The sequence below is a fragment of the Bradyrhizobium sp. Arg816 genome (assembly GCF_029989365.1).
In the GTDB taxonomy this organism is placed as follows: domain Bacteria; phylum Pseudomonadota; class Alphaproteobacteria; order Rhizobiales; family Xanthobacteraceae; genus Bradyrhizobium.
Window position 1 is genome coordinate 15,753 of sequence record NZ_JAPRAQ010000019.1, and the last position, 12,719, is coordinate 28,471.

Genomic DNA, 12,719 nt, shown 5'->3' on the forward strand with positions numbered 1-12,719 from the left:
CATGTCCAGGGACTATGACGTCGCCGTCGTCGGCGGCGGATTGCTCGGCTCCGCGATTGCCTGGGGCCTCGGCCGGCTTGGCAAGCGCGTGGCCGTGCTCGACGAAGGCGACATCACCAAGCGCGCCTCGCGTGCGAATTTTGCGCTGGTCTGGGTGCAGAGCAAGGGCCTCGGCATGCCGGCCTATACTGTCTGGACCGTGCAGGCGTCGCAAGCGTGGGGCCGGCTTGCGTCGGAGCTGAAGCAGCAGACCGGGCTCGACGTCTCGCTCCAGCAGAACGGTGGCTTCCATCTGACGCTCGGCGACGACGAATTCGGCCAGCGCACCGAGCTGGTCAAGCGCATGCATAATCAGACCGGCGCTGCTGACTACAAGATGGAGATGCTCTCGGCATCCGAGGTGAAGAAGTCGTTGCCGCTGATCGGGCCGGAAGTGTCCGGCGGCAGCTATTGCCCGCTCGACGGCCACGTCAATTCGCTGCGGACGTTCCGCGCCTTCCACACCGGCTTCAGGGCGTTCGGCATCGACTATTTTCCGGAGCGCCCGGTCTCGGCGATCAGCAAAAGCGGCGGCGAATTCCGCCTGACGACGCCGAAGGGCGAGCTGCGCGCCGCCAAGATCGTGCTCGCCGCCGGCAATGCCAACCAGACATTGGCGCCGATGGTCGGCCTCTACGCGCCGATGGGCCCGACCCGCGGCCAGATCGTGGTGACCGAGCGCACCATGCCGTTCCTGCCGCATCCGCTGACCACGATCCGCCAGACCGACGAGGGCACGGTGATGATCGGCGACAGCAAGGAGGACGAGCTCGACGATCGCGCGCTGAAGCATTCGGTCAGTGCCGTGATGGCCGATCGCGCGCAAAGGATGTTTCCGCATCTGTCGCGGCTCAACGTGGTCAGGAGCTGGGCCGGCATCCGCGTCATGCCGCAGGACGGCTTTCCGATCTACGACCAGTCGGAGACGCATCCCGGTGCCTTCGTCGCCTGCTGCCATTCCGGCGTGACGCTCGCCTCCAACCACGCTTTCGAGATCGCGCGCATGGTCGCAGCTGGCGCGCTCGAGCCGGAGCTGGTCGGCGCGTTCTCGGCCAGCCGTTTCGGCGCCGCCGGTGCTGCGAACAACAGCGGCTATTAGAGATATCTAAAGGAGCCAAGAGGCATCCCATGTTTAGACGATCCGAACAGGACAAGCGACCGCAGGTCCAGATTTTCGTGGATGGCACAGCCGTCGCGGCGCGCCAGGGCGACACCGTCTCCGCCGCGCTGCTGGCCTCCGGCTGTGATGCACGGCGCTCCACCGCAGTGAGCGGCGCGCCGCGTCTGCCCTATTGCATGATGGGCGTGTGCTTCGACTGCCTCGTCACCATCGACGGCGTCGGTAACCGCCAGGGCTGTCTGGTGCCCGTCGCCGAGGGCATGCAGATCGAGATCCAGAAGGGCAAGCGGGAGATCGGAAAATGACTGTGGCTCCCAAGCGCGAAGCCTACGACGTCGTGGTGATCGGGGCCGGGCCCGCCGGCCTCGCGGCCGCTGCGACGTCCGCCGAAGCCGGCCTGTCGACGCTGTTGCTCGACGAGAACATCGGCCCGGGCGGCCAGGTGTTTCGTGCCATCTCGTCCACGCCCGTGACCGACCGCAACCAGCTTGGCGCCGACTATTGGGTCGGTGCCGACCTCGTTCAGTCGCTCCGCGCGAGCCGCGCCGAGATTATCCATCGCGCCACCGTCTGGAGCCTCGACCGCAATCTCGAGATCGCCGTCTCGATCGGCGGTGCGTCCGCTTTCCTCAAGGCGCAGCGCGTGATCCTCGCGACCGGCGCGCTGGAGCGGCCGTTCCCGATTCCCGGCTGGACCTTGCCTGGCGTGATGACCGCGGGCGCGGCGCAGACGATGCTGAAATCATCGGCTCTGGTGCCTGACGGACGCACGGTGATCGCGGGGCAGGGGCCTCTGCTCTGGCTGCTCGCCGCGCAGATCTTGCGGCTCGGCGGCCGCATCGACCGCATCCTCGACACCACCGAGCGCGGCAACTACTTCGCAGCACTCCCGCATGCCTTCGCCTTCCTGACCTCGCCCTATTTCACCAAGGGCCTGTCAATGATGCGCGAGGTGAAGGCCAAAGTGCAGGTCGTCTCCGGCGTCACCGAGCTCTCAGCATCCGGTGATGGCCAGCTTGCGAACGTGAGCTATGTCGCGGGCGGCAAGCGTGAGACGATTCCGGCGGACCTGTTGCTGCTGCATCAGGGCGTCGTGCCCAACGTCAATCTGGCGATGGCCGCCGGTATCGAGCATCGCTGGGACGATCTGCAACTGTGCTGGTCGCCAGTGCTGGACGCGAGCGGCAATTCATCGGTCGCTGGCATCGCCATCGCTGGTGACGGGGCCGGCATCGGTGGTGCCAATGCCGCTGTGGTCCGTGGCCGCATCGCGGCGCGCGCGGCGGTGGAGGCATTGGCGCCTGCGGTTGCGACAAAACTTGCGCCGATGGCGACCCTCCGCGCCGATCTCGCCAAGGCCGAGCGCGGCCGCGTCTTCCTCGACACGCTGTTCCGCCCCGCGCCGCAGTTCCGCATCCCCACGGGCGACACCATCGTCTGCCGCTGCGAGGAGGTCACCGCGAAGGACGTTCTCGATGCCGTCGCCATCGGCGCGACCGGCCCGAACCAGCTCAAGGCCTATCGCCGCACCGGCATGGGGCCGTGCCAGGGCCGGCTCTGCGGCCTTACCGTGACCGAGCTGATGGCGCAGGCGCGGGGCAAGACGGCACAGGAGATCGGCTATTACCGGCTGCGCGCACCGGTCAAGCCGATCACGCTCGCCGAGCTCGCCGCCGTTCCGAAGAGCGAGGCCGACGTCAAGGCGGTGGTGCGCGGATGAGCCAAAACGTGGATGCGATCGTCGTCGGCGGCGGCATCCACGGATGCTCGACCGCGCTGCATCTGTGCCTCGCCGGCATGAAGCCGGTGCTGATCGAGAAAGACTACGCCGGCCGCCATGCTTCCGGCGTCAATGCCGGCGGCGTCCGCCAGCTCGCGCGGCACGTGCCCGAAATCCCGCTCTCGATCCGCTCGATGGGGATCTGGGAGAAGATCACCGATCTCCTCGACGACGATTGCAGCTTCGAGAGTTACGGTCAGGTTCTCGTCGCGGAAAACGAGGAGGAGCTCGCCGTCTGCCGCGCGCGCGTCGCTGAGCTGAACGCGCTCGGCTTCACCCATGAGGAGCTGATCGACGCGACTGAATTGCGGCGGCTGGTGCCGGCGGTGGCTGAGACATGTCCGGGCGGCGTGGTGTCGCGTCGCGATGGTGCCGCCAATCCGGCACAGACGACGACGGCATTCCGGCGCAAGGCCGAGCAGCTCGGCGCGACCGTGCGCGAGGGCGTGGCGGCCGGCAACATCCGTCAGAGCGGCGGCCTCTGGCACGTCGATGTCGGCACTGAAACCTTTGCCGCGCCGGTGCTCGTCAATGCCGCCGGCGCCTGGGCCGGAAACATCGCCGCAGCGCTGGGCGAGCCCGTTCCGGTCGAGACCGTGGCGCCGATGCTGATGATCACCTCGCGCGTGCCGCACTTCATCGACCCCGTCGTGATCCTGCGCGGGCGCAAACTGTCCTTCAAGCAATTCTCCAACGGCACCGTGCTGATCGGCGGCGGCCATCTGGCGACGCCCTATCAGGATCGCAACGAGACCGTGCTGGACTGGAAGAGCCTCGCGATCAGCGCGCGCACCGTGTTCGAGCTGTTCCCGGTGATGCGCAGCGCGACGATCGTCCGCGCCTGGGCCGGCATCGAGGCGAAGATGAAGGACGACATCCCCGTGTTCGGACCGAGCAGCCGCCACAAGGGTCTCTATCACCAGTTCGGGTTCTCGCTGCACGGCTTCCAGCTCGGCCCCGGCGCCGGCGCCGTGATGGCCGAGCTGATCGTCAACGGCGGCACCCAGACCCGCGTAGGCGATCTCGGCATCGACCGTTTCCATCCTTCCACGCTCTAAGAAGAGGACATCATGAGCATCACCCGCAGCATCCGCACGCCCATCATGCACCGCGCCGTCGAGGCCAACGGCTTCGTCTTCATCGGTGGCACCATCGCCGACGACACCTCGGTCTCGATGGGCGAGCAGACCCGCAACATCCTCGGCAAGATCGCCGGCTATCTGAAGGAAGCAGGCACCGACAAGTCGCGAATCGTCAGCACCTCGATCTTCGTCACGGATCTTTCCAAGAAGAAGGAGATGGACGCGGTCTGGACCGAGTTCTTCGGTGACAATTTGCCGACGCGCGCCACCGTCGGCGTCGCCGATCTCGGCGGCGGTGCACTGATCGAGGTGGTGGTGACCGCACTCAAGGGCTGATTGCGCTCTTCTCACGGGCTCGTGAAGAGAGCCGTCGATCCGAACATGACGAAGATGTAATGGTCTGGATTAGCTGCGGCGCTTTGACGCGCCGCAGTTTCCGTTTATCAGTAGGGGACTCGGCTGGAATGCCCAATGTCCTCGCAGAATAATAACAACAAGCTCGCGATCAAATTTCGCTGCCCCGGAGAACTCGAAGGCCTGCTGCCGCAGCCGGTGCCGGCGAATCTCGGCGTTCCCGACTGGCTCAGGGCGATGCCGACCACGGCCTTCAGTGCCCTCAATCAGCAGGATGACGAGACGGTCAAGCGCTGCCCGCCGTTCATCGACGCGATGACATGCGGTTTTCTGATCCCGCTAATCTGCGATATCAGGGTCGAGGATGGCGAGATCAGCTGGGACAACGACATCCCGCCCGGCGGTGAGATCGATTTTCCGCGCTCGCCGATCAGCTTTCACGATCAGGGCCAGCTCACCGGCTCGCCGCTGTTCGAGACCGATCGCTTCGTCATCAAGTTTCACAATCTCTGGACCATCGAGGCGCCGGAAGGCTATTCGCTGTTCTTCACCCATCCGGTCAATCGCTTCGACCTGCCGTTCATCACGCTGAGCGGCCTCGTCGATTGCGATCGCTATCGCGACAGCTGGATCCACTTTCCGGCGCATTGGCACAATACGGGCTTTCGCGGCGTGCTGCCCAAGGGCACACCGATCGCGCAATGCATTCCGGTCAAGCGTGAGGATTGGACGCGGCAGACCTCGGCCTTCACCGAGGATGAAGCGCAGAAGGTCCACGCCCTGCGCGCCGCGCTGAAGCGCGAGCCGGGTCTGTACCGGCGGAAATTCAGGGCGTAGCCCGCTCGGGCCTGGCTCCCAGGAATTTCGCCGCGGCGCTCGGGCGGAAGAAGAAGCGGCCGTGCGACGAGGCGGCGAGTGTGAGGGCGGCGCGGCTGAGCATCTGCGGCCGTCCGCCATACACGGACCGCAGCGCCGCCTCGCCGCCATCGCGTTCGCCCATCTCCATCAGGCAGATCGCGAGATTGGCGCGGGAGAGAGCGTCGTCCGGGCGAAGCCCGAGCGCGTGACGGTAGGTGTCGGCGGCCTCCGCATAGGCGCCGTCGAGAAGCTCGGCCCAGGCAAGTTCGGTCAGGATATCGGTGCGTCCCGGCCCGATCGCGCGCGCCGCGGTCAGCACGGTACGCGCTTTGGCGCGATTGTTATTCCGGACATGCATGCGGCCAAGGTCGAGTTGCAGATCGACGCTGGCCGGGGCGAGCGCGAGGGCTTGCTCGATCATCCCGACCGCCTCGCCAACCTCGCCGGCGTTCGCAAGCTGGCCCGCAAGCTCCTGGAACGCGGGCAGATAGGGCGGACGGCGCGCTGCGGTTCGCCGCAGTTGCGCCAGTCCATCGCTTCTGCGCCGCGCGGCACACAGCACATGGCCGAGCAGCGTCTCGATTTCGGGATCGCTATTGCGCTTCGCGGCTTTCTCCAGCGGCGCAATCGCCTCCTCCGCACGCTCCTGGCCGAGCAGGGCATGGGCGAGGATCAGCACGGCATTCCGGTCGGTGCGATTTGATTTCAGGGCTTCGGTCGCAAGCTGCCTTGCAATGTCGAACTGCTTTGCACGTAGCGCCAGAAAGGCTTGCTGAAGCAGTTGGGCGAGGGGGCTATTCGGCTTGCCGCTCAAGAGATGGCCTCTTGGTTGAGACACGTTGTTTTTTGCCCCTTACCGCATGCCCCATGCAGCGTCCATCAACAGCTTCGTGATGCTTTGCTGATTGGCCCGGACGCGTTGCACGGAATGCGCCTTGATCTCGGCGCCCGGCGGGATTATCAGCGAGACATCAATCAGGAGTTTCGCATCCATGGATTTCACCCCGACCGCAACGCCCATCCGCCTTGCTCACGGGGAATTCCATGCCTGCATCGATCATTCTGTCGAACCTCTCGCTGTCCACGCCTGACGGCCGTCCTCTCCTTTCCGACCTCAACCTGACATTTGGTGCCGAACGGGCTGGTCTCGTCGGCCGCAACGGCGTCGGCAAGACAACGCTGCTTGCTGCGATCACCGGAGAGCACATTCCCCAAGCGGGACGCGTTCTCGTGAGCGGAACCGTGGGAATGCTCCGCCAGGACGTCCAGCTTCCTGCGGGCGCCGCGGTGATCGATCTGTTCGGCGCGCGCGCAGCGCTGGAGCTGCTTCGCCGTGCCGAGCGGGGCGATGCATTCGCCGACGAAGTCACCGACGTCGACTGGACGCTTGAAGCGCGGCTTGCGTCCGCGCTCGCGCGTGTCGGGTTCGATCCTGATACCGACACGGAGCTGGATCGTTTGTCGGGCGGGCAGATCACGCGGATCCGTCTGGCCGCGCCGGTCTTCGCCGAGCCGGACTTCCTGCTGCTCGATGAGCCCACCAACAATCTCGATCGGGATGGACGTAAGTCAGTGGTCGACCTGCTCGCAGGCTGGCGGGGCGGGGCGATCGTCGTCAGTCACGACCGCGACCTGCTCGAGACCATGGACGCCATCGTCGAGATGACATCGCTGGGGGCAAGACGGTACGGCGGCAATTGGAGCAGTTACCGCGAGCAGAAGGCCATCGAGCTCGCTGCCGTCAGGCACGACCTTGCGCATGCCGAAAGGCGCCTCTCCGAGATTGACGGCAAGGCGCAGGAGGCAGCCGAACGGAAGGCGCGCAAGGACAGCGGCGGCAGGAAGAAGCGCGCCAAGGGCGACATGCCGCGCATTCTCGCCGGTGCACGCAAGGACCGCAGCGAGGACAGCGGCGGAAAGACCGCGCAAATCGCCGAGCGGCGGCGCGCGGAGGCGATCGATGCCGTCGCCGCGGCACGCCGGCGCGTCGAGATTCGTCAGCCGCTGTCGGTGAAGCTGCCCCCGACCGGCCTGCCGGCGGGCAGGGAGGTGGTTTGGCTCGATCGCGTCAGCGCCGGCTATCAGCCGGAGCAGCCGGTCTTGCGCGATCTCTCGCTCACCATCGTTGGTCCGGAACGCGTTGCGGTCGTCGGGCCGAACGGTTCAGGCAAGACAACGTTGCTCAAGCTCGTCGCAGGCGAGATCCGCCCTGTCTCGGGCGCCGTGCGGGTCAGGCCGGATTTCGCGCTGTTCGACCAGCAGGTCGGCCTGCTCGATCCCGCGATCTCCATCCTGGACAATTTCGGGCGTCTCAATCCGAAAGCGGGCGCGAACGAGTGCCATGCGGCCCTGGCCCGGTTCGCGTTTCGCGCTGCTGCCGCCTCGCAGATCGTGGGGAGCCTGAGCGGCGGACAGCTGTTTCGTGCGGGCCTCGCCTGCGTTCTGGGCGGGGCGACACCGCCGTCCCTGCTCATCCTGGACGAGCCGACCAATCATCTCGACATCGACTCCATCGAAGCCGTCGAGGCAGGCTTGAGGGCCTATGACGGCGCGCTGCTCGTGGTCAGTCACGACGAGGCGTTCCTGCAGGAGATCGATATCACGCGCAGGGTCGTGCTGGTCGCCAGCTCGGCTCTCTAAGCCTCATTGGTCGACAACAAAAACCCGACGCCCTGCGCGTCGCATGGAAAGCTGCCTGGCGCGGCCTACGAGGCCGCGCTGCCGCCCGGTTCCAGCGCCTCGCCCATCTCCAGCGGATGAGCCATGGTCTCGTGCAGCGCCTCGCGATCGAGCTCGCCTTCGGAGATGCTGATGACGACGCAGGCGATACCGTTGCCGATCAGGTTGGTCAGCGCGCGGCACTCGCTCATGAACTTGTCGATCCCGACCAGGATCGCGATCGACTGGATCGGGATGTCAGGAACGATCGAGAGCGTCGCGGCAAGCGTGATGAACCCGGCGCCGGTCACGCCCGAGGCGCCCTTCGAGGTGATCATGGCGATGCCGAGAATGCCGAGCTCCTGCCAGATCGTCAAATGGGTGTTGGTCGCCTGCGCCAGGAACAGCGTCGCCAGCGTCATGTAGATGTTGGTGCCGTCGAGGTTGAAGCTGTAGCCGGTCGGAATGACGAGGCCGACCACCGAGCGCGAGGCGCCGAGATGCTCCATCTTCTGGATCATCTGCGGCAGCACCGTTTCCGACGAGGAGGTGCCGAGCACGATCAAGAGTTCGTCCTTGATGTAGGCGATGAAGCGCAGGATCGAGAAGCCGGAGAGCCGCGCGATCGAGCCCAGCACGATCAGCACGAACAGGATGCTGGTGAGATAGAACGTGCCGATCAGGGCGGCGAGGTTGAGCAGCGAGCCGAGGCCGTAGGCGCCGACGGTGAAGGCCATCGCGCCGAACGCGCCGATCGGCGCCACGCGCACGATGATGCGGATGATGCCGAAGAACATTTTCGCGGCCTTGTCGATCGCCTCCGCGATCGGCTCGCCGGCCTTGCCGAGGAAGGCGATGGCGAAGCCCGACAGGATCGAGATCAGCAGCACCTGTAGCAGGTCGCCCCGCGCGATCGCGCCGACATAGCTGTCGGGAATGATCGCCATCAGATGGGCGACGATGCCCTCTTCCTTGGCCTTGGTGACGTAGGTCGCGACCGATTTCGGATCGATCGTGGCGGGATCGATGTTGAAGCCGTGGCCCGGCTGGAGAATCTCGCCGACCAGCAGGCCGATGGCGAGCGCGACGGTCGAGACCGTCTCGAAATAGATCAGCGACTTCAGCCCGACCCGGCCGACGCGCTTGAGGTCGCCCATCGAGGAAATGCCGTGCACCACGGTGCAGAAGATCACGGGCGCGATCATCATCTTGATCAGCGCGATGAAGCCGTCGCCGAGCGGCTTCAGCTCCTTGCCGAGATCGGGATAGAAATAGCCGATGAGCACCCCGAGCGCGATCGCGATCAGCACCTGGATGTAGAGGATCTTGTACCAGGGCTGATGCCGGCGATGGATGGCTGGCTGGATCGCGACTTGTGTCATAGTGTGTGCCCCGGAACGCATTGATTTTGATTCTGCAAGATCTGGATTCTGCAAACTTTGAATCTTGCAAGTTTTGAATCTTGCATGACTCGCATCATGTGATGGTCGCCGCAGAAGCGACAATCACATTTTTGTCGGATCGCACGAAGATCGGTCGCTGCACCGCAACGGGGGGAATATGACAACCACGATGGGCTCGGACGAGCAGCCGCAGAGCTATTTTCCGCGCTGGAAATTCAAGGCCTCGGGCGTGATCATGCCGGAGGAGCGGCTGTCATGGGGCCAGACCATCATCTCCGGTCTCCAGCATTGCATCGCAATGTCGGGCTCGACGATCATCGCGCCGCTGCTGATGGGGTTCGATCCCAATGTTGCGGTCCTGTTCTCCGGCATCGGCACGCTGATCTTCTTCGTCATCGTCGCGGGGCGCGTGCCGAGCTATCTCGGCTCGAGCTTCGCGTTCATCGCCGTCGTCATCGCCGCCACCGGCTATGCCGGGCAGGGGCCGAATCCAAATCTCTCCGTCGCGCTCGGCGGCATCGTTGGTGCCGGCGTGCTCTACGGCGTAATCGCGCTGATCGTGATGTGGTCGGGCGTCGGCTGGGTCGAGCGCCTGATGCCGCCGGCCGTTACCGGCGCCGTGGTCGCCGCGATCGGCCTCAATCTCGCGCCCGTGGCGGTCAAGGCGGTGAGCGCAGGCGCGTTCGACACCTGGATCGGGCTCGCGACCGTTCTGATCATCGGTGTGGTGGCCGTTGCCGCTCCGGGCCTGTGGCGCCGCCTGCCGATCATCCTCGGTGCGGTGGGTGGATATCTCCTGTACCTGCTGTTCGCGAACGGCCTCGGCTTCGGCAAGCCGATCGACTTCGCCCAGCTTTCGGCCGCGCCGTGGCTTGGCATGCCGAGCTTCACCACACCGACGTTCCACGCCGATGCAATCTTTCTGATTGCGCCGGTGGCGGTCATTCTGGTCGCCGAGAACCTCGGTCACATCAAGGCCGTCGGCGCCATGACGGGCCGGAGCCTCGATGGCTATCTCGGCCGCGCGCTGTTCGCCGACAGCCTCGCGACCATCGTGGCGGCCAGCGGCGGCGGCACCGGCGTCACCACCTATGCCGAGAACATCGGCGTCATGGCGGCGACGAAGGTCTATTCAACCTTGCTGTTCGCGTTTGCCGCGACGGTCTCGATCCTGCTCGGCTTCTCGCCGAAATTCGGCGCACTGATCCTGTCGATTCCCGGTCCCGTCATCGGCGGCCTGTCGATCGTGCTGTTCGGATTGATCGCCGCGATGGCCGGACGGATCTGGGTCGAGAACAAGGTCGACTTCGCCAATCCCGCCAACCTGATCACCGTCGCCGTGGCGCTGACCGCGGGCGCGGGTGACCTCACGCTCAAATTCGGCGCGTTCACGATCGGCGGGATCGGCACGGCGACCTTCGGCGCCATCATCCTCTACCAGATCCTGACCTCGCCGCTCGCACGCCCCGCCGACTGAATCCCTGCGATGCGCCAGCGGGATGGAACAAAACGCCGGTTCCATCCATGATGATTCATTCTGGAGAAAGCTCATGCCACAGACCGATCGCTCAACCACCTTTTCCTCGCGCCTCGTCGGCCAATACGCGCTGGTGACCGGTGCCTCCCAGGGCATCGGCCGCGCCGTCGCCATCCGGCTCGCGCAGGAGGGCGCGACCGTCGCCATCAACTATGTCGATCATCCCGAGAGGGCCGAGGAAACACTTGCGCTTGCAAGGACAGGATCGGCTGACCGCGGCCACGGCAAGCTCGATCATGTCGTCGTCAAGGCCGATGTCAGCAATGAGCAGGAGGTCGGTGCGATGTTCGAGACGGTGCTTTCGCGCTGGAAGCGGCTCGACTGTCTCGTCAACAACGCCGGCTTCCAGCGGGAGTCGCCGAGCGAGGCGCTCGACATCGACACCTACCGCCGCATCATCGACGTCAACCTCAACGGCGCCGTGCTCTGCGCGCAGAAGGCGCTCGCCCATTTCGTCGCGCGCGGGGCAGGCGGCAGCATCATCAACTGCTCCAGCGTCCACCAGATCATTCCGAAGCCTGGCTATCTCGCTTATTCGATCAGCAAGGGCGGCATCGCCAATCTGACGCGTACGCTGGCGCTCGAATTCGCCGGCCGCGGCATTCGTGTCAATGCGGTCGGCCCCGGCGCGATCGACACGCCGATCAACGCGGCGTGGACGGGTGATCCCGCCAAGCGCGGCGTCGTCACCAGTCACATTCCGCTGGGACGGGTCGGCACGCCGGAAGAGATCGCCGCCGTGTTCGCCTTCCTCGCCTCGGATGAAGCGAGCTACATCACGGGCCAGACCATCTATGCCTGCGGAGGCCTGACGCTGTTCCCGGAGTTTCGGGACAATTGGGCGAGCTAGATTTGATCAGCTTCGACTGCGGGGGGCTGGCGCACGTTGCGGCGGCGGACATCTGGCAAAACGACACGGCGCAGACTACATCTGCGCCATGGCAAAACCTCCGCAGGCAAACCGTTCGCTCGAGGATTTCGTCGGTCGGCACGAACGTCTGTTCGTGCTGACCGGCGCCGGCTGCAGCACCAATTCGGGCATTCCCGATTACCGCGACAGCCATGGCAATTGGAAGCGGACCCAGCCGGTCAATTTCCAGGCCTTCATGTCGGAGGAGCCTACGCGCCAGCGCTATTGGGCGCGCAGCCTGATCGGCTGGCGGCGGTTCGGCCAGGCGAGGCCGAACGATGCGCATCATGCGCTGGCCCGGCTCGAGGCGAGCGGGCGCTGCGAGATGCTGCTGACCCAGAACGTCGACCGGCTGCATCAGTCCGCCGGCCACCGGCAGGTGATCGATTTGCATGGCCGGCTCGATCTGGTCCGCTGCATGGGCTGCGGGGCGAAGACCCCGCGCAACGAATTCCAGGACAGGCTCGGCCGTGCCAATGCGGAATGGCTGACGCTCGACGCCGCGGATGCGCCTGATGGTGACGCCGATCTCGAGCATGCGGATTTCTCGTCGTTCAAGGTGCCGGCCTGCGAAGCCTGCGGCGGCATCCTCAAGCCCGACGTGGTGTTCTTCGGCGAGAACGTTCCGCGCGACGTGGTGGCCACCGCGCAGGATCATCTGGCGCAGGCCGACGCCATGCTGATCGTCGGCTCCTCGCTGATGGTCTATTCCGGTTTCCGCTTCGTGCGGGCGGCCGCAAACCGGCAAATTCCCATCGCCGCGGTCAATCTCGGACGCACCCGCGCCGACGATCTCCTCACGCTCAAGGTCGAGGAGCGCTGCGAGGCGGCGCTTGCATTCCTGCTCTGAGCGCGCGGGCCGCACCCTTCTACCGCATAGGTGCCACGCAAAACGGCTCGGACGCTTCACCCCGGGCGTTGTCGCTGGTATGAAAATTGCTGCGGTTTTCGCGCAGTTTATCGGTCAGCACGGAGAAT

At 65.4% G+C, this 12,719-nt stretch carries 13 protein-coding genes; 10 read left to right on the forward strand and 3 right to left on the reverse strand.

The annotated features are described in order from the left end of the window. Position 1 precedes the first annotated feature (1 nt). The 6 genes from OWC48_RS33225 (at position 2) to OWC48_RS33250 (ending at position 5,212) form a co-directional block, all read left to right on the forward strand. Complete coding sequence (locus OWC48_RS33225) at positions 2 to 1,138, forward strand: FAD-binding oxidoreductase (protein WP_282523762.1); 1,137 nt, start codon at positions 2 to 4, stop codon at positions 1,136 to 1,138. A gap of 29 nt (positions 1,139 to 1,167) precedes the next feature. Continuing rightward, positions 1,168 to 1,464: a (2Fe-2S)-binding protein gene (locus tag OWC48_RS33230; protein WP_282523763.1), complete on the forward strand. Its 297-nt coding sequence runs from the start codon at positions 1,168 to 1,170 to the stop codon at positions 1,462 to 1,464. After that, the gene (locus tag OWC48_RS33235; protein ID WP_282523764.1) at positions 1,461 to 2,879 is read left to right on the forward strand and encodes an NAD(P)/FAD-dependent oxidoreductase; all 1,419 of its coding nucleotides are present in this window, start codon (positions 1,461 to 1,463) and stop codon (positions 2,877 to 2,879) included. The genes OWC48_RS33230 and OWC48_RS33235 overlap by 4 nt, the downstream gene beginning before the upstream one ends. After that, the gene (locus OWC48_RS33240) at positions 2,876 to 3,997 is read left to right on the forward strand and encodes an FAD-binding oxidoreductase (protein WP_282523765.1); all 1,122 of its coding nucleotides are present in this window, start codon (positions 2,876 to 2,878) and stop codon (positions 3,995 to 3,997) included. The genes OWC48_RS33235 and OWC48_RS33240 overlap by 4 nt, the downstream gene beginning before the upstream one ends. Positions 3,998 to 4,009: 12 nt before the next feature. After that, positions 4,010 to 4,357 (forward strand): RidA family protein, encoded by a 348-nt coding sequence (locus OWC48_RS33245; RefSeq protein WP_282523766.1) that lies wholly within the window; start codon positions 4,010 to 4,012, stop codon positions 4,355 to 4,357. A 135-nt stretch (positions 4,358 to 4,492) separates the two neighbouring features. Beyond that, on the forward strand, positions 4,493 to 5,212 hold the full coding sequence (locus OWC48_RS33250; RefSeq protein WP_282523767.1) for a hypothetical protein: 720 nt from the start codon (positions 4,493 to 4,495) through the stop codon (positions 5,210 to 5,212). Here the strand turns inward: OWC48_RS33250 and OWC48_RS33255 are convergent. Together OWC48_RS33255 and OWC48_RS33260 are read right to left on the reverse strand one after the other, a co-directional pair. Continuing rightward, positions 5,202 to 6,047, reverse strand: a complete 846-nt coding sequence (locus OWC48_RS33255) for a lipopolysaccharide assembly protein LapB (RefSeq protein ID WP_085401814.1) — start codon at positions 6,045 to 6,047, stop codon at positions 5,202 to 5,204. The genes OWC48_RS33250 and OWC48_RS33255 overlap by 11 nt on opposite strands. Before the next feature lie 39 nt (positions 6,048 to 6,086). Further along, entirely contained in the window at positions 6,087 to 6,254 is a 168-nt protein-coding gene (locus OWC48_RS33260) for a hypothetical protein (protein WP_282523768.1), read from the reverse strand. Positions 6,255 to 6,277: 23 nt separating this feature from the next. Here OWC48_RS33260 and OWC48_RS33265 point away from each other — a divergent pair, with 23 nt between their 5' ends. After that, complete coding sequence (locus OWC48_RS33265; protein ID WP_282523769.1) at positions 6,278 to 7,873, forward strand: ABC-F family ATP-binding cassette domain-containing protein; 1,596 nt, start codon at positions 6,278 to 6,280, stop codon at positions 7,871 to 7,873. A 65-nt stretch (positions 7,874 to 7,938) separates the two neighbouring features. Here OWC48_RS33265 and OWC48_RS33270 read toward each other — a convergent pair whose 3' ends face one another. Then, entirely contained in the window at positions 7,939 to 9,273 is a 1,335-nt protein-coding gene (locus OWC48_RS33270) for a dicarboxylate/amino acid:cation symporter (protein WP_166344500.1), read from the reverse strand. Positions 9,274 to 9,451: 178 nt separating this feature from the next. On the opposite strand from OWC48_RS33270, the gene OWC48_RS33275 reads away from it, so the two are divergent. The 3 genes from OWC48_RS33275 (at position 9,452) to OWC48_RS33285 (ending at position 12,591) form a co-directional block, all read left to right on the forward strand. Beyond that, positions 9,452 to 10,771: a solute carrier family 23 protein gene (locus tag OWC48_RS33275; RefSeq protein ID WP_282523770.1), complete on the forward strand. Its 1,320-nt coding sequence runs from the start codon at positions 9,452 to 9,454 to the stop codon at positions 10,769 to 10,771. 73 nt (positions 10,772 to 10,844) lie between these two features. Next, positions 10,845 to 11,681 (forward strand): SDR family oxidoreductase, encoded by an 837-nt coding sequence (locus OWC48_RS33280; protein WP_282523771.1) that lies wholly within the window; start codon positions 10,845 to 10,847, stop codon positions 11,679 to 11,681. Positions 11,682 to 11,769: 88 nt separating this feature from the next. Then, positions 11,770 to 12,591, forward strand: a complete 822-nt coding sequence (locus OWC48_RS33285) for an NAD-dependent protein deacetylase (protein WP_282523772.1) — start codon at positions 11,770 to 11,772, stop codon at positions 12,589 to 12,591. Positions 12,592 to 12,719 lie beyond the last annotated feature (128 nt).